We start from the raw sequence: 15,467 nt of genomic DNA on the forward strand, positions 1-15,467 counted from the left end.
CGCGGACGGCCGGCCGACCCTCGCATGTGGCATTCCGCTGGCACAACACCCCATTAACGGCCGCCCGGCCGAAACATGACAGGACCGCCACGCTGAGGCGGCGCCCTGCTCGGCCGCCGGCTGAGCCCGCGTCGCCGGTCAGGCCACCCGCCGGGCCCCCGCCGAGGGCACGGCGGTGAAGACGACCGGCGAGGCGAAGCCCGCCGAGCGGAAGGCCGTCCGCACCGCCTCCGAGACCGTCGCCAGGCTCGCGGTTTCGACCAGGGCGATGACGGACCCGCCGAAGCCGCCGCCGGTCATCCGGGCACCCAGCGCCCCGGCGGCGACGGCCGCCTCGACCGCGGCATCCGTTTCGGGGCAGGAGACCCGGTAGTCCTCGCGCAGCGAGGCGTGTCCGGCCGTCAGGATCGGCCCCAGCGCGGTGATCTCACCGCGAGCCAGGTGGTCGACGGTCTCGATGACGCGCCGGTTCTCGGTCACCACGTGCCGCACCAGCGGCCCGAGTTCGCCGGGCAGCCGGTCCAGGGCCGCGGCGAGCTCGGTGGGCGCGAGATCGCGCAGCGCGGGCAGGCCGAGCAGGCGGGCGGCGCGCTCGCAGCCGGCCCGCAGGGCGGCGTAGGCGCCGTCGCCGAGGTCGTGCTTGACCCGGGTGTCGATCACCAGCAGCCGCAGCCCCACCGCCTCCAGGTCGAGCGGCACGTGCCGCTGCGCCATGGTCCGGGTGTCGAGGAACAGGGCGGCACCGCTGGTACAGCAGGCGGAGGCCATCTGGTCCATCGCACCGCACGGCACGCCGACGAAGGCGTTCTCGGCCCGCTGGGCGGTCAGGGCGAGTTCCGGCGCGGAAAGCCCCAGTCCGTACAGGTCGTTGAGGGCGGCGGCCGTCGCGCACTCCAGCGCGGCCGAGGAGGAGAGTCCGGCTCCGGCCGGTACGTCACTGTCGATGTACAGGTCGGCCCCGCCGACCGCGTGTCCCGCCTCGGCGAGCGCCCAGAAGACGCCGGCCGGGTAGCCGGCCCAGCTCGCGACGGCGCCGGGTGCCAGAGCGTCCAGCGGGAGATCGGTGATCGTGCCCTCGCCCTGGGCGCTGTACAGCCGCAGCCGTCCGTCCTCCCTGCGGCGGGCGGTCACCCGGGTGGTGTGCGGGAGGGCCACGGGCAGGACGAAGCCGTCGTTGTAGTCGGTGTGCTCGCCGATCAGGTTCACGCGCCCGGGTGCGGCCCATACACCGGTCGGCCTTCCACCGTGGACGGCCTCGAAGTCGGTGACGGCCTCGTCGATCATCTGCTCAGCTCCAATGCATCGGAAGGAAGGGCCGGCACACTCTCCCGGACGGCGTTCGCATCACACCACTGCGGACCGCCCCTCCGTCGGCGACTCGTCGTGCGGCATCCGCGTACTGGTTCCCGCCGAGGGGATGTCCGCCGGGAGGCCAGAGCCGATTCCGACATAATCAAACATTATCACCCTCACGGTCAACACCTGTAAGACACACGCCAGGTCGGGCCGTAGAGCCGGTGCCGGGAGTCCGGCGGCGATCGGCACACCCGTTGACAAACGGCAGTATCTGTTTGCTTATGTTGACACACCGCTTCCGCACACCGGGTTTCCTGGACAGCGCCAACCTGACCGGCTCCCGGCTTCTGACGGTCGTTCGGCAACACGCCTCACCGCCGACAGGAACTCCGGTACCGCATGGCCAGCCACCCATGGGGGCAGCCACGGGAGACGTCCCGCTGCGCCGGATCACCATCGATCAGCGGCCGATGGAACACCGTCAGCCGATCGCGCGCGCCGGACAGGCGTCGTGGGTGTTCGGCCTGTCCCGTCACCGGCACGACCGGTGCTCCGGCCACCTGGTAGCCGACCGGGAGAGCCGACGGCAGGACCGCAAGCCCGCCACCGGCCCGACGTCCGGTTCCGGTACCGACGACCGGCCGACCGGGGCAAGCGGCTCTCCGAAGTCGCGGCCCGCCGGGGAGCCTGGGAGAATCGTGACGACTTGATCACCGAGAGTCACTGAGCGCGTATCGCGCGACGATACCCGACGGAGGAATGGGGCCGCGTGTCCGGTACACCGTCATATGACGTCATCATCGTCGGCTCCGGGGCCGCCGGCGGCATGGCGGCGCACGAGCTCTGTGCGGCCGGCGCCCGTGTCCTGATGCTGGAGGCCGGCCGGGAGTACGACCCCGGCACCGAGACGCCCATGTTCAGCACCCAGGAGGCCGCCCCGTTGCGCGCGGCCTCGACACCGGACAAGCCCAACGGCTACTACGACGCCACCGTCGACGGCGGCGCCAGGATCGACGGCGAGCCCTACACCCAGGCGGATCCGAACCAGCCGTTCAGCTGGTGGCGGCCACGGATGCTGGGCGGCCGCACCAACCACTGGGGCCGAGTGGCCCTGCGCTTCGGCCCTTACGACTTCAAGCCGAAGACGCGTGACGGACTGGGCTTCGACTGGCCGATCACGTATGCCGATCTGGCGCCGTGGTACGACACGGCCGAACGACTCGTCGGAGTCACCGGCCTTCCGCACGGGATCGAGAACGCGCCCGACTCCCCGCCCGGCGTCCAGCTCCCGCCGCCTCCCCCGCGTGCCCACGAGATCGCCCTCAGCCGGGCGTTCGAGCACCTGGGCATGAAGGTGGCGGCGATCCGGGCGGCCGTACTCACCCGCCCGCTGAACGGGCGTGCGGCATGCCTGTTCGCGACGCCGTGCACCAGCGGCTGCTCCAGCCGCTCCAACTTCCAGAGCACCACCGTCCTCATCCCCCCTGCCCGCGCCACCGGCAACCTCACCATCGGCTGCAACGCCATGGTGTCCCGAATCGACGTCGACGCGACCGGGCGCGCCACCGGTGTCACCTACAACGACCGGGTGACCGGCTCCGAATGCTCGGTCACGGGGAGGGTGGTGGTGCTGGCGGCGGGAACCTGCTCGTCGGTGCGCATCCTGCTCAACTCGCGAAGCGACGCGTTCCCCAACGGAATCGGGAACGGCCACGGGCTGGTCGGCAAGTACCTGATGGACTCGGTCGAGTTCTCGCGCTCGTCACGGATCCCGATGCTCGAGAAACTCCCGGTGCTGAACGACGACGGCATCTTCACCCCGCACATCTACGTGCCGTGGTGGCTGCTGCCCGAACAGGCCGCCGGGCGGCTCGACTTCCCGCGCGGGTACCACATCGAGCCGCGCGGGGGACGCAGGATGCCGACCACCGGCATCGGAAGCCTGATCGACGAGGGCAGTGCGACCTACGGCGACGCGCTGCGGGCACAGGTGCGGCGCAGGTACGGCTCGGCCGTCACCCTCATCGGCGAAGGCGAGATGATCCCGAACGAGGACTCCTTCTGCGAACTCGACCCGACGACCAAGGACAAGTGGGGCGTTCCGGTCCTGCGCTTCCACTGGAAGTGGGGAGATCCGGAAGTCCGGCAGGTCACGCACATGCACGACACCTTCAACAAGGTCTTCAGCCTGCTCGGCGGCGCGCCGGACACCAGTCCCGTCGTCATGCCGACGGGCGGCGGAGCGGTCCACGAGGTCGGCGGCGCGCGGATGGGGACCTCGCCGCAGAACTCCGTGCTCGACCCCCACAACCGGTGCTGGGACGTGAGGAACCTGTTCGTCATCGACGGCGCCTCGTTCGCCTCGAGCCCGGACAAGAACCCCACGCTCACCATCCTGGCCCTGGCCGCACGGAGTTCGGCCCACATCCTCGAACTGCTGCGGAGCGGTGGTCCGTGACCGCACGCCGATGCCCAACCGGAAAGCAGCTCCTCCTAGGTGACTGAGCATCAGCAGCGAGAGGGAGAGATGGACCAGCACAGTGCCGCCGATACCGGTACCGCAGCGCAGGGCTACGGCACCGACCCCAACCTCGTGACGCCGCACACGTCTTGGCCGCGCACGCTCTCCGAGCCCGAGCGCGCGCTCATCGCGGCCCTCGCCGACATCGTTCTGCCGGGCGCCGCCGAGCACCCGGCGCCGAGCGCGATGGGGATCGCCGACTTCTTCGACGACTGGGTGAGCGCCCCCTACACCACGCAGCAGAACCACCGGACCGTCATCACGAACGGCCTCGCCATGGTCGACGCGGAGGCACGGCGCCGGTTCGGGGCCGGGTTCGTCGACCTGGACGGCGCCCGGCAGCGCACGATCGTCGACCAGATCGCATCGACCACCGCAACGGACCGGAGCTTCTTCCTCAGGTTCCGCTCCCTGCTGCTCGCCGGCTACTTCACCTCCGACACCGGCTTCAAGGCGATCGGCTATGTCGGGAACGTACCGCTGCTCGCCTTTCCGGGCGTCCCGCCCGAGGCGCGGCGCATCCTCGACGACGAACTCAGAAAGCTGGGGCTGTAGCGTGAACGCCACCGGTGACCACGGGCATCCCGCGATGAAGACGATCAGGGAGTACGTCGAGGCCGAAGTTCTGCCGCTGGACGACCTCAAAGGCGCACTGCAGCTCGCGATGCGACTGGAATTCGCCACGATTCCGCCCTACCTGTGCGCGCAGTGGTCGGTCAAGGACGACCCGGACCGCGCCGAGGGCGTGCTGCACAGGATCGTCAGCCAGGAGATGAACCACTTCGCGCTGGCCGGGAACCTGCTGACCGCGATCGGCGGACGGCCGTCGATCGCACACGCCGACTTCCTGCCGACCTATCCGACCGGCGAGCTGCCCGGCGGCATCCCGCAGAAGCTTCCGATCGATCTGAAGCCACTGACCGAGGAACAACTCGCGGTGTTCATGCAGATCGAGCTCCCGGAGTTCCCGCCCATCGCGCGCCTGGCGGTGCCGCCCGCGACGATCGGCGCCTTCTACGACACGATCAGCACGACCTTCCAGAAGCTCAACCCCGGGATCGACCAGGACGCGCACGCCGTGGAGCTGCCCGCGACGAAGCCGGTCAGAACCGTCACCGACGCGGTCGAGACGATCGACCGGATCAAGAGCGAGGGTGAGGGGACCCAGGGGTCACCCGATCAGCCGTCCGGCGAGCGGGCCGGTTTCGCGCACTACTACCTGTTCAAGGAGCTCTTCCTCCAGCGGAGGCTCGTGGAAACCGACGGAAAGTGGAGTTTCAGCGGCGATCCCGTCACCCTGCCCGAGGTGTACGACTTCGCGCCCTGCGACGCCCGGCCGAATCCCTCGGCCGAGTTCAACCGGACCTTGTCGCAGCTGCTGACCGACCTGGAGAGATGCTGGACCTCGGGCGCGCCGCCGAACGTGGCGGCGATGTTCCGACTTCAGAGCCTCGGACGGGACCTGATCAGACGGGGGATCCGCCCGGAGTTCCGGTGGGACGGCGGAACGGCCTGACCGGACCCCGGCGCACCGAGACCGCCCGGCGCCCCTGGCGCGCCCGGTGCCCCCGGTCTGCCCGTGCTACCGGGCGAGCCCGAACGAGGTGACGAGCAGACGGCCGACGTAGGGGGTCTCCGCGCCGACGAAGCCGGTCGGGTTCACCGAGTACCACCTTGCGGCCCAGGTCGCGGGTGGCGAACACCCCGCTGGCGCAGCCGGGCCGGGAACCGGTCTTGCCCCAGGCGACCACGCCGCCCTGCTCGACCCGCTGCAGGCCCATGCTCCGGCTCCGCACCTCGTGCGCGTAGCTGTGCCCGGTCACCCGCTCGATGATCATCCCGGCGAGGAAGGTGTTCATCCCGTTGTACTGCTGCGCGGTACCGGGCTGGAAGTTCATCGGCTGCCGCTGCAGCGTGGCGACGACCTGCTCCGGGGTCCAACCGTCCAGGACTGAGCCGACCGGCGGCTCGGCCGAGCAGACCGAGCTTGTCGTCGGGGTAGTGCAGCCCGTGCCCACAGGTGATCAGGTCATACGGCTGCCGGGCGCCCAGTCAGCGAGCGAGGCCACGATCAGCTGGACATCGGGCGCAACATGTCGCGGGCCGAGTGGGCCCTCCAGGGCGCCCGGTGAGAACCGTGACGACCGGCACCCGCACCCCGCCGGGATTCCCTCCCCCAGCCCCCGCAACCGGGCGGCGCCGGCTGCGAGGGCTCGGTGTGTCAGGGCGTGCAGACGGCGTAGGGGGTGACGGTGGTGGAGTTGGTGCTCTGGTTGTCGGCGAGGATTTGCCAGGTGTTGCCGACGGGCCGGCTGGTGACCTCGACGGGTGGGACGGCGCCGCCGCTCTGCTGGTACCCGCCGCCGGTGATCGCGCTGCCGGTGGGGCAACTGGCCGTGGACGTGACCACGACCGGGACCCTGGCCGTGGCCACGCCGAAGGGGCGGGGGCCGACGGTGACGGTGGCGGTGACGGTGGAGGTGGCGGTGGTGATCACCGACACCGTGCCGTCGAGCTCGTTGGCGACGTAGGCGCGGGTGCCGCCCGGGCTGAACGCCACCCCGTAGGGGTGGTTGCCGACGGGGATGGTCGTGGTGACGGTGTTGGTGGCCGTGCTGATCACCGACACGCTGTTCGAGTTGCGGTTGGTGACGTAGACGCTGGTGCCGTCGGGGCTGACCGCCAACGTCTGCGGGGTGGTGCCGACGGGGATGGTCGTGGTGACGGTGTTGGTGGCCGTGCTGATCACCGACACGTTGTTGGTGCTCTGGTTGGCGACGTAGACGGTGGAGCCGTCGGGGCTGACCGCCACCGCGATCGGCTGGGTGCCGACGGGGATGGTCGTGGTGACGGTGTCGGTGGCCGTGTTGATCACCGACACCGTGTTGTCGACGAGGTTGTTGACGTAGGCGGCGGTGCCGTCCGGGGTGAATGCCACGTCGAACGGCCCGGTGCCGGTGGTGATGGTGGCGGTGACGGTGTTGGTGGCCGTACTGATCACCGACACGTTCTGCGAGTTGGAGTTGGTGACGTAGACGGAGGTGCCGTCCGGACTGACCGCCGCCCCGGCCGGGTTGGTGCCGACGGTGACGGTGGCGGTGACGGTGTCGGTGGTCGTGTCGATCACCGACACGTTGTTCGAGCCGTTGTTGGTGACGTAGGCGGTGGTGCCGTCCGGGCTGACCGCCACCCAGAAGGGGCTGGTGCCTACGGGGATGGTGGCGGCGACGGTGTTGGTCACCGCGTTGATCACCGACACGTTGTTCGTGGTGAAGTTGGCGACGTACACGAAGGTCCCCGACGTCGCGGCGTGGGCCGGGACGGCCGCCGTCACCGGCAACGCGAGGCTCCCCAGCGCAACCAGCCCCGTCACCAGGGCGCGCAGCCACGCCCAGCACCAGGCCCGACCCTGGCCCGTGTCACGCGGGGCCGGGCCCCGCAGCCGTCGCTTCCCACAACTGATCATCGCCGCACCTCTCACTCGAAGAACCGGAAAGGTGGCGACGTAGCCCCAGGGCCGGAACCGCCCGCACGATGACGACAGGCACAGCCGCCACGACCACCACCCGGACACGCGGCCGAAACCGCGGGCGGGACCCGGATCGTGTGCTCTCACACCTCGTCACCGACACGCCGACGCCCTGCCGGCCGAGGCGCTTACGCCACCCCGTTGGCAGGACCTCACCGGGCCACAGGCCACCGCGCGCCAGAATAGGTGCTAATACACCAAAGATGACGATTCGACACTTTTCGTTCGCGTGATCCGAGCCCCGGGCGAACGAGTGCGGCTGCCGGCGGCGTAAGCAGGACACCCGGGAAATCATCCTTCTGGAGCGCCTGGGCACCGACCTCACCGAGGCCCTGCGCCGGATCTGACCGCGCGCACCGGCCAGACGTGGTCCAACTGCCACTGCGAGGCATCGCCCGCTCGGGCGCTGCGAAAACCCGTCGTCAGCGGGGACCGGCGGCTCCTAGGGTGGACAGATGACCGTCTTCCTCTGCCGCGCGTGCGGCCGTCCCCTCACCGGGCCGCTGCGGAGTCTCGACGAACTGCCCGAGCAGCGCTACGCGGACGAGGACGAGGGCGACCAGCCGGGTGTCACCATGGCCCGTGGCACCTACGCCGTCGATCCCGAGCCCTTCGGTGCCCCGTACGTCGTTCCAAGCGCACCCGCCCCCGACGCGCCTGCGAACATCCGCGTCCCCGGCGGCCCTTGCGGCACGTTCGTACTCCACCCCGAAGACACCACAGGCCTGCTCCCCCACCCCGACCCACGCCGCCACGTCGGCTGCTGCGGACCCGACGGCATGAGCGGCGGCAACCGCGTCTGCCCGTGTGGCGCGGAGGTCGCCACGCTGGTCGCCGACTGCTGGACCTACCAGGAGCTTCGACTCGACCCCGAGCGCGTCCGGGCCGAGCCGTGAGCCCCCGTTCCGGCGCGCGACGGCGGCTACGCGGGCCGGGTCACTGCCGCACACCCCGGGCCGTGGGCAGCCAGGCGCGGTAGCGGCGCAGTGCCTGCCGCTGCCGGCGCTGCTCGGAAAGCAGAGCGAAGGCCGGGTGGGTTCCCGGCCTCGGGTCGCTGCCGCGGGCGAGGCGGCGCAGCTGGTGGCGGACCTGGGCCATGGTGGCGGCGGAGGCGAGGGCCTTGTCGGACCAGGTGACCGGCCGCAGCCCTCGGTCGGCTTCGCGGCCGGTGCGCCAGCGGTGGGGCAGGTCGGGGGTGACGGCGAGGGCGGTGCCGATCCCGACGAGTTCCACGCCGTCGGCGAGGACCTGTTCGGCGGTGGCGCGTCGGGTGATGCCGCCGGTGAGCATGAGCGGCAGGGGGCTGGTGGTGACCAGGTCCTTGGCCAGGTCCAGGAAGTAGGCCTCGCGGGAGCGGGTGCGCGCGTCGGCGGGGCGGCCGGTCATGGCCGGGCTTTCGTAGCTGCCGCCGGAGAGTTCGACCAGGTCGACACCGAGCGGTTCGAGCATCGAGATCACCTGCCTGGCGTCGTCCGCGTCGAAGCCGCCACGCTGGAAATCGGCGGAGTTGACGACCGCCGCCATCCGGCAGTACGTCCACGACATCGTCCACGGCGTCTTCCCCGACGCCGACGCGGAGGCACTGTCGATCTCGGTGTGGGCCCTGGTCCACGGCCTGGCCTTCCTCCACCTGGACGGCAAGCTCGACACCACCACCCCCGAGGTGATCGCGAACCAGGTCCGGGCGTCCGTCCACGCCGCGCTCACCATCCGCCCGACCGCGGCGCCGACGACCACCGCACCCCACTCGGTCCAGTGAGGGCATAGCGGGCCGGGCACACCGGCACAGTCTGACGAACAGGCCGGACGGGACGGCCCGGCGACAGCACGAGCGGGTCGCGGAAGGCTCGGAGCTGACGCCGGGCCACTTCCGCGCGGAGCAGACATCCAGCGCCAGCAGAGGGGCCCGGCACGGACTGCGGAAGACCCCGCACTGGATGTCCCACCGGCCCCGCACGCGTCGGCTTTGAGCGAGACCGGGTACCTGGCTTCCAATAGACGTGCTACCCGGCATAGTTGAGGCAGGTTCTGTCCGGCGGAACATGGCCCCGTAGGCTCCAGATCATGCACAGCACCCTGACGGACCACGCCCGATGCCTATACGGAGACGAGTACCGACCCACGCCGGAATGATCCAGGCCAACCTAGCTGACCAACCGTCAGGAAAGTCAGCAAAAGGTCAGCATCGATCCGACTGGACCCTGTCACACATGCCCGAACGTGAGACCTGAGTCACTCCCACGGAGCGCCTTCAAACTGATCAACAAGACCGCCTGGCAGGCCCGCCCGCCGGGCCGCGGCGGGGTGTCCAGCCCCGACCGGCCGGCAACGCCCCGACACGCCCATCAGTCGTCGCAGGTCAGCGCGCCCGTCCGCGCGGCTTCAGCGGCACCGAGGGCAGCGTAGGAGCGGACAGCCGAGCACCCGCGTAGCCGTGCACCTCCCCGAACCGGGACCCCTTCTCCCAGTCCTCGCGGGCCTGTGCGATCTCCTCCGTCGAGCGTCCGATGAAGTTCCACCACATACCACGGGATTGGCGTTTCTTCCCAGGTCAGGAACCTGATCGACCATCCAGAGTCAGCAAAAGGTCAGCATGACTCCCGGGGGTCCGATCAGCCATGGCAACCACGAGCCTCATCCGCGGCATGGGCACCGTCTTCAAGGAGTGCGAGCACCCCGAATCACGGTGGCCCAGGTGCCCGCACGAGTACAAGATCAGGTACCGCAACGCCGCCAGAAGGCAGACCGAGGAGTCCGGGTTCACCACCCAGGACAAGGCCAAGGCCCGGCTCGCCGAGGTCTACCAGGCCAGGAAGAACGCCCCACAGAGCCAGCGCAAGGCAGAGCGCATCCAGAAGTACGGCGCGATGCAATTCGGGCAGTACGTCGCCGAGTGGAAAGCCGGCCAACGAGACCTCGGCGCGGCCTCAATGCGACACCTCGACTCCATCCTGGAACACCACCTCTGCCCCGCCTTTCACAGCCGCCGGATGGGCACGTTCGACCACAAGGTCGTAGAGGCGTTCATTCAGACGATGGAACGAAACAGCGTCGGCCTGGCCACGCAGTCCAACACCTTCGACAAGCTGAAGTCGATCCTCCTCGACGCGCACCGGCTCGGCCTCTACGACGAGAACCCGCTCGACGGGGTCAAGCCGCCCCAGTACGACCCGAAACGCGCCGTCATCCCCTCACCCGCCCAACTCCAGGAAATACGCACCGCTGGCGACGACACGTTCCTGCTCATCGCCGACCTCATGAGCGGCTGCGGCATGCGCAACGGCGAAGCAGCGGCCGTCAACATCAACAACATCGTCGCCGACGACACCTACCGCATCACCGAACAGGTCAACCAGACCACCAAGACCTACGCACCCCTCAAGCACCGCAAGGCAGATGACTACCGAGACGTCCCGCTCCCAGGGCGCGTCAAGCTCACCATCGAGTGGTACGCGGACAAGTACGGCACCGTGGACGGCTACCTGCTCCGGCACCCACTGGACCTCAGCAAGCCCTTCCCGTACCACTACCTCCAGAATCAGTGGCAGCGCATCAAGAAGGCTGGCGAAGTCGACATCCCCGAAGGGATGGTCGTCTACGGCCTCCGCCACTACTTTGCCTCGAACTGCCTCAGCCACGGCATCCCGATCACCGACGTAGCCGAGTGGATGGGCCACAAGAGCCTCGACATCACCTTCAAGATCTACCGCCACCTCATGCCCGGCTCCATCGGCCGCGCCGCCCAGGTCCTCGACCTCGGTTTGGCCGCCTGAACACGCATGGAGGGCCTGTCCCACCCGGAACAGGCCCTCCACCCCGCTTGCCACCAGCTCAGCCGGCAGGCAACCGCTGCTGCTTCACCCATGCCTGAACCTCAGACACCTTGAACTGCAGCTTCGCGTTCCGCCCGTGCCCAAACCGGTACGGAGCAAGGCCCACGCGAGGCGCCTCGCGATACACCCACGGAACGGACATGTTCAGATACTCCGCAGTCTCCTTGACGCTCATGAACAGCTGAGGCACCGGCTCTCCTCCACAACAGTTGAAGACAAGCCCAGAGGCTCACACGCGAACAGCCGCTTGGCCGAGCCGGATTCCTGTAGTAGGGCGGATGCGGTGAACGCCTTGTCATCGGGATACAGTTCGCCCAAGGTCTGAACTCCTCGGTGTCGAGGTGGAGAGCGTCGAGCAGCAGCGGCCACAGCCTTGACTGGCGGTGCTGGGCGTGGAGTCGATCCCGGAGACCAGCGGGAGCAGGGTCAACACCGCCTCGCTCGTCCGGGAAGACCATCCGCCCAGGGGGCAACGGTACGGACAGGCTGCGGCCAGCAGCCGCACTGGCCGGACGGATCCCGCTCCGAGGCCGGTGCCTGCCGTCATCCGCATCCCCGTCCCAACCGGCGGCACCGCCTCGATCGGGGCTTCACCCCGGGTGGTGGACACGGGTTTGTGTGGTCATGCGGCGAGTGTCAGGGTAGCCGACTGGCGCTGCTCGTAGGCGACGGGGCTGAGCTGGCCGTTGGCCGAGTGCCTACGCCAGGTGTTGTACCTGTTCAGCCAGCGAAAGACGGCCGCTCGGCAGGCCCGGGCTCCGGGCCAGCGGCGCGCGCCCTTGAGGAGCTCCCGTTTCAGCGAGGCGTGGAAGCTCTCGCAGGCGGCATTGTCGGCGCTGGTGCCAACCGCTCCCATCGACTGGGTCACACCCAACTTGTAGCAAAGATCGGCGAATTGACGACTCGTGTACTGGGTGGATTCAACTGGTCGTCGCAACACCTCGATTGTGGAGGTGTCGGATGGGGCGGCCTGCGGGGTGGATGACGAAGGTGACGGGGCGTCCGGCGATGCGGTCGCCGGGCCGGCCGCCGGTGCGTCGGGACGTGGAGCGCGCGTTCTGGTTGAAGATCGCCGAGGGACTCACGAGCGAGGATGCCGCGCTGGCGTGCGGCGTGTCCGGGCCGGTTGGTTCGCGGTGGTTCCGCGATCGTGGCGGGATGCCTTCGATCCAGCTCAGTCCGCTGTCAGGTCGGTATCTGTCGTTCGCCGAGCGCGAGGAGATCGCCCTGCTGAGGGCCCAGGACACCGGCGTGAGAGAGATCGCCCGCAGGCTGGGGCGCTCGCCGTCGACGATCTCTCGGGAGCTGCGGCGCAACGTGGCCACGAGGTGCGGGCGGCTCGACTACCGGGCCTCGATCGCGCAGTGGAAGGCCGAGCTGGCGGCAAGTCGGCCGAAGACTGCGAAGCTCGCGGCCGACGAGCGGCTGCGCGAGTACGTGCAGGACCGGTTGGCCGGCTTGATCCAGGCTCCCGACGGGCGGCTGGTGCCGGGTCCGGCGACGCAGGAGTGGAAGGGGCGGAACAAGCCCCGCCGTCAGGACCGGCGTTGGGCGACGGCGTGGAGTCCGGAGCAGATAGCGAAGAGGTTGCTGGTCGACTATCCGGACGACGAGTCCATGCGGATCTCGCACGAGGCGATCTACCAGGCCCTCTACGTCCAGGGCCGCGGCGCGCTCGAGCGTGAGCTGGTCACGTGTCTGCGGACCGGGCGTGCCCTTCGGGTTCCGCGCTCGCGCGCCCGCCAGAAGGCGGCCGGTCACGTCACGCCCGACGTGATGATCAGCGAGCGTCCCGCCGAGGCCGAGGACCGGGCCGTCGCGGGCCACTGGGAAGGCGATCTGATCATCGGGACGAACCGGTCCGCCATCGGCACTCTCGTGGAGCGCACGACCAGGTTCACGATCCTGGTCCACCTTCCGCGGATGGAAGGCTACGGCGTCGAGCCAAGGGGGAAGAACGGCCCCGCGCTCGCCGGCTACGGAGCCGAGGCGATGCGCAAGGCCCTCACGGCCCAAATGGCCAATATTCCACAGCAGTTGCGCAGGTCGCTGACCTGGGATCGAGGTAAGGAGCTCGCCCAGCACGCCCAGCTGAGGGCCGACACCGGCATCGCCGTCTACTTCGCCGACCCGCACAGCCCCTGGCAGCGGGGCACGAACGAGAACACGAACGGGCTGCTGCGGCAGTACTTCCCGAAGGGCACGGACCTGGCCCGCTGGACCGCCCGCGACCTCGAAGCCGTCGCCGGCGCGCTCAATACCCGGCCGCGGAAAACACTCGGCTGGAGAACTCCTGCGGAGGCCCTCGGCGATCAGCTACTCTCGCTCCAAACCAGCGGTGTTGCAACGACCCCTTGAACCCGGTCTGCGCCCCGTGGTCGGAGTGGAAGATCGTGCCGTCCAGGGTGCCGCGGGTGGCGGCGGCCATCATGAGGGCGTCGGCGACCAGGTCGGCGCGCATGTGGTCGGCGATCGACCAGCCGACGATGCGCTTGCTGAAGCAGTCCAGCACGGTCGCCAGATACAGGAACTCCCCGTCCCCGACCGGGAGATAGGTAATGTCGCCCATGTACTTGAGGTTCGGCGCGGCAGCGGAGAAGTCGCGGCCGAACAGGTCCGGCACCGGGGTCGCCGAGGGCTCGGGGACGGTGGTGCGGACCTTCTTGCGCAGGTGGGTGCCGGTGATGCCGAACTTCCGCATCACCCGGGCGACCCTCTTCTCGTTCACCGCGTGTCCGTCCTCGCGCAGGTCGGCGGTGATGCGCGGGGAGCCGTACGCCTCGTCGGACTCGGCGTGCACCCGCCTGATCTGCGCTGCCAGGGCGGCGTCGGCCCGTTCGCGCTCCGCGCGGGCCCCGGCGCCGGCGTGCCACTTGTAATAGCTGGAGCGCTGGACCTCCATCACCTGGCACAGCCGCTTGACCTCGTAGGTCTCCCTGTGGTCGTCAACGAACTTGAAGCGGCTCACCAGTTCGTCTCTGCGGCGAAATACTTCGTGGCCTTCCGCAGGATGTCACGCTCGACCGCGAGGGTCTCCCGGTCCTTGCGAAGGCCGGTGTTCTCCGTCCGCAGGGCCGCATTCTCCGCTTCCAGGCGCGCGATGCGCTCCTCGGGCGTCATCGGCGTAGCAGCCGCCCCGCGCCCGGTGCCACCCGGGAGGAGGCCGTCCGGCCCGGGCGCGGCCCCAGCGGCCCGCACCCACTGCCGCAGCGACTCCGCGTGCATGCCCAGATCCCGCGCGACCTGCGCATACGTCAACGACGGATCGGAGCAGTACAGCGCCACAGCGTCAGCACGGAACTCCGCTGAGTAGTGCTTGTGCACCATCGGTTCCATCTCTTCCTCTGAATCCACGAGATCCAGTGTCCGTGATATCCACCAATTGGGGGGAATGCCCATCTGCACCGCCACCTGTGGGACGCGCGCAGGACCAGCGAGCTGCGGATCCGGTCCGGGCCGATCGGCCGCCTACCGAAGGTGTCCCGGCGATTGCGGTGGGTCAGGCTGTGCACGGCGAAGGCAGCCCACTCGGTCTCCATAACTCCTGCTTGTGCTGATGGGATTGCTGAAGCTCCTGCACGACCTCGTAGGAGTGACGGATCCGATCGAGTTGCTCCGAACTTGGTCGTCATCGCGGGCCTCGTGCTGGCCGTCCAAGTCGGAATCTGGTCACGAAACGACTGCTGGCGACCCACAGAGCCCCTGCCGGACTCTTCGCGCCAGAATGGGACCATGCCCGTTCTGGAGACCACTTCGAAGATCCGCGCCCGGATGAGCAACCAGCGCAGCCGTGACACGGACATCGAGATCACCCTCCGCAGAACCCTGCACGCCGCCGGACTCCGCTACCGGGTTCACCGCAGACCGCTCAAGGGCGTGCGTCGCGAGGCCGACATCCTCTTCGGCCCGGCGCGCGTCGCGGTCTTCGTCGACGGTTGCTTCTGGCACGGCTGCCCCCAGCACGCGACATGGCCCAAGAACAACGCCGTGTTCTGGCGGGACAAGATCGAGAAGAACCGCGCCCGGGACAGCGACACAGATGCCCGCCTCGCCGAGGCAGGTTGGGTATCGGTCCGTGTCTGGGAGCATGAGAACGCCGTTGAGGCCGCCGAACGGATCGCTACCTTGGTTCGCGGACGACGGGCGGCGTGAGCCGGATGGAGGCCGGCCGCCGGTCTTCGACAACAGCTCGTCTCGACTGTGCCGCGGCAAGGGTGCGCATGAGAAGGGGTCTCGGGCATCATCAGTGGGGCCGAGGACCTGACCCCAGTCGTTCCCGTCGGAACGG

General features: G+C 69.3%; 12 protein-coding genes and 5 pseudogenes. 8 read left to right on the forward strand and 9 right to left on the reverse strand.

The genetic code is table 11. The annotated features are described in order from the left end of the window. Nucleotides 1-138 precede the first annotated feature (138 nt). Nucleotides 139-1,284 carry a galactokinase gene (gene galK / locus ACSMTC_RS06020; protein WP_436558606.1) on the reverse strand — a complete coding sequence of 382 codons (1,146 nt, stop codon included), beginning with the start codon at nucleotides 1,282-1,284 and terminating at the stop codon, nucleotides 139-141. 781 nt (nucleotides 1,285-2,065) lie between these two features. Here galK and ACSMTC_RS06025 point away from each other — a divergent pair. The 3 genes from ACSMTC_RS06025 to ACSMTC_RS06035 all read left to right on the forward strand — a co-directional run bounded on the left by ACSMTC_RS06025 (nucleotide 2,066) and on the right by ACSMTC_RS06035 (nucleotide 5,333). Beyond that, on the forward strand, nucleotides 2,066-3,754 hold the full coding sequence (locus tag ACSMTC_RS06025; protein ID WP_436558607.1) for a GMC oxidoreductase: 1,689 nt from the start codon (nucleotides 2,066-2,068) through the stop codon (nucleotides 3,752-3,754). Between the two features lie 69 nt (nucleotides 3,755-3,823). Beyond that, nucleotides 3,824-4,372 carry a gluconate 2-dehydrogenase subunit 3 family protein gene (locus ACSMTC_RS06030; RefSeq protein ID WP_436558608.1) on the forward strand — a complete coding sequence of 183 codons (549 nt, stop codon included), beginning with the start codon at nucleotides 3,824-3,826 and terminating at the stop codon, nucleotides 4,370-4,372. Between the two features lies 1 nt (nucleotide 4,373). Further along, complete coding sequence (locus ACSMTC_RS06035; RefSeq protein WP_436558609.1) at nucleotides 4,374-5,333, forward strand: ferritin-like domain-containing protein; 960 nt, start codon at nucleotides 4,374-4,376, stop codon at nucleotides 5,331-5,333. On the opposite strand, the gene ACSMTC_RS06040 is transcribed toward ACSMTC_RS06035, so the two are convergent. Both ACSMTC_RS06040 and ACSMTC_RS06045 read right to left on the reverse strand, forming a co-directional pair. Then, nucleotides 5,284-5,715, reverse strand: a complete 432-nt coding sequence (locus ACSMTC_RS06040) for a serine hydrolase domain-containing protein (protein WP_436558610.1) — start codon at nucleotides 5,713-5,715, stop codon at nucleotides 5,284-5,286. The two genes, ACSMTC_RS06035 and ACSMTC_RS06040, sit on opposite strands and share 50 nt — an antisense overlap. Nucleotides 5,716-6,038: 323 nt before the next feature. Further along, nucleotides 6,039-7,283, reverse strand: a complete 1,245-nt coding sequence (locus ACSMTC_RS06045) for a beta-propeller fold lactonase family protein (RefSeq protein ID WP_436558611.1) — start codon at nucleotides 7,281-7,283, stop codon at nucleotides 6,039-6,041. Between the two features lie 518 nt (nucleotides 7,284-7,801). On the opposite strand from ACSMTC_RS06045, the gene ACSMTC_RS06050 reads away from it, so the two are divergent. Further along, nucleotides 7,802-8,242, forward strand: coding sequence for a hypothetical protein (locus ACSMTC_RS06050; protein ID WP_436558612.1), 441 nt, complete (start codon nucleotides 7,802-7,804; stop codon nucleotides 8,240-8,242). A 40-nt stretch (nucleotides 8,243-8,282) separates the two neighbouring features. On the opposite strand, the gene ACSMTC_RS06055 is transcribed toward ACSMTC_RS06050, so the two are convergent. After that, nucleotides 8,283-8,870, reverse strand: coding sequence for a beta/alpha barrel domain-containing protein (locus ACSMTC_RS06055; RefSeq protein WP_436558613.1), 588 nt, complete (start codon nucleotides 8,868-8,870; stop codon nucleotides 8,283-8,285). Here ACSMTC_RS06055 and ACSMTC_RS06060 point away from each other — a divergent pair. Beyond that, nucleotides 8,860-9,105: pseudogene (locus tag ACSMTC_RS06060) on the forward strand (TetR family transcriptional regulator); the annotation flags it as partial. The gene ACSMTC_RS06055 and the pseudogene ACSMTC_RS06060 sit on opposite strands and share 11 nt — an antisense overlap. A 600-nt stretch (nucleotides 9,106-9,705) precedes the next feature. Here the strand turns inward: ACSMTC_RS06060 and ACSMTC_RS06065 are convergent. Continuing rightward, a pseudogene (locus ACSMTC_RS06065) lies at nucleotides 9,706-9,870 on the reverse strand (pirin family protein); the annotation flags it as partial. Between the two features lie 94 nt (nucleotides 9,871-9,964). Here ACSMTC_RS06065 and ACSMTC_RS06070 point away from each other — a divergent pair. Continuing rightward, on the forward strand, nucleotides 9,965-11,119 hold the full coding sequence (locus ACSMTC_RS06070) for a tyrosine-type recombinase/integrase (protein WP_436558614.1): 1,155 nt from the start codon (nucleotides 9,965-9,967) through the stop codon (nucleotides 11,117-11,119). A gap of 58 nt (nucleotides 11,120-11,177) precedes the next feature. Here ACSMTC_RS06070 and ACSMTC_RS06075 read toward each other — a convergent pair whose 3' ends face one another. Both ACSMTC_RS06075 and ACSMTC_RS06080 read right to left on the reverse strand, forming a co-directional pair. After that, nucleotides 11,178-11,369, reverse strand: a complete 192-nt coding sequence (locus ACSMTC_RS06075) for a helix-turn-helix domain-containing protein (protein ID WP_436558615.1) — start codon at nucleotides 11,367-11,369, stop codon at nucleotides 11,178-11,180. A gap of 432 nt (nucleotides 11,370-11,801) precedes the next feature. After that, a pseudogene (locus tag ACSMTC_RS06080) lies at nucleotides 11,802-12,092 on the reverse strand (transposase); the annotation flags it as partial. 68 nt (nucleotides 12,093-12,160) lie between these two features. On the opposite strand from ACSMTC_RS06080, the gene ACSMTC_RS06085 reads away from it, so the two are divergent. Continuing rightward, on the forward strand, nucleotides 12,161-13,537 hold the full coding sequence (locus ACSMTC_RS06085; protein ID WP_436558616.1) for an IS30 family transposase: 1,377 nt from the start codon (nucleotides 12,161-12,163) through the stop codon (nucleotides 13,535-13,537). 7 nt (nucleotides 13,538-13,544) lie between these two features. On the opposite strand, the pseudogene ACSMTC_RS06090 reads toward ACSMTC_RS06085, so the two are convergent. Beyond that, nucleotides 13,545-14,209 (reverse strand): annotated as a pseudogene (locus ACSMTC_RS06090) (IS3 family transposase); the annotation flags it as partial. A 96-nt stretch (nucleotides 14,210-14,305) separates the two neighbouring features. Beyond that, nucleotides 14,306-14,506: pseudogene (locus ACSMTC_RS06095) on the reverse strand (transposase); the annotation flags it as partial. Nucleotides 14,507-14,911: 405 nt separating this feature from the next. On the opposite strand from ACSMTC_RS06095, the gene ACSMTC_RS06100 reads away from it, so the two are divergent. After that, nucleotides 14,912-15,331 carry a very short patch repair endonuclease gene (locus tag ACSMTC_RS06100; RefSeq protein WP_436558617.1) on the forward strand — a complete coding sequence of 140 codons (420 nt, stop codon included), beginning with the start codon at nucleotides 14,912-14,914 and terminating at the stop codon, nucleotides 15,329-15,331. Nucleotides 15,332-15,467 lie beyond the last annotated feature (136 nt).

The sequence above is a fragment of the Kitasatospora sp. HPM-01-4 genome, from assembly GCF_051374625.1.
Classification (GTDB): domain Bacteria; phylum Actinomycetota; class Actinomycetes; order Streptomycetales; family Streptomycetaceae; genus Kitasatospora.

What these genes read in the sequence shown, in the direction of transcription:
- ACSMTC_RS06030 (WP_436558608.1), top strand. Translation starts at nt 3,824, where the DNA reads ATGGACCAGCACAGTGCCGCCGATACCGGTACCGCAGCGCAGGGCTAC.
- ACSMTC_RS06055 (WP_436558613.1), bottom strand. Translation starts at nt 8,870, where the DNA reads ATGGCGGCGGTCGTCAACTCCGCCGATTTCCAGCGTGGCGGCTTCGAC.
- galK (WP_436558606.1), bottom strand. Translation starts at nt 1,284, where the DNA reads ATGATCGACGAGGCCGTCACCGACTTCGAGGCCGTCCACGGTGGAAGG.
- ACSMTC_RS06070 (WP_436558614.1), top strand. Translation starts at nt 9,965, where the DNA reads ATGGCAACCACGAGCCTCATCCGCGGCATGGGCACCGTCTTCAAGGAG.
- ACSMTC_RS06050 (WP_436558612.1), top strand. Translation starts at nt 7,802, where the DNA reads ATGACCGTCTTCCTCTGCCGCGCGTGCGGCCGTCCCCTCACCGGGCCG.
- ACSMTC_RS06045 (WP_436558611.1), bottom strand. Translation starts at nt 7,283, where the DNA reads ATGATCAGTTGTGGGAAGCGACGGCTGCGGGGCCCGGCCCCGCGTGAC.
- ACSMTC_RS06085 (WP_436558616.1), top strand. Translation starts at nt 12,161, where the DNA reads ATGACGAAGGTGACGGGGCGTCCGGCGATGCGGTCGCCGGGCCGGCCG.
- ACSMTC_RS06100 (WP_436558617.1), top strand. Translation starts at nt 14,912, where the DNA reads ATGCCCGTTCTGGAGACCACTTCGAAGATCCGCGCCCGGATGAGCAAC.
- ACSMTC_RS06040 (WP_436558610.1), bottom strand. Translation starts at nt 5,715, where the DNA reads ATGAACTTCCAGCCCGGTACCGCGCAGCAGTACAACGGGATGAACACC.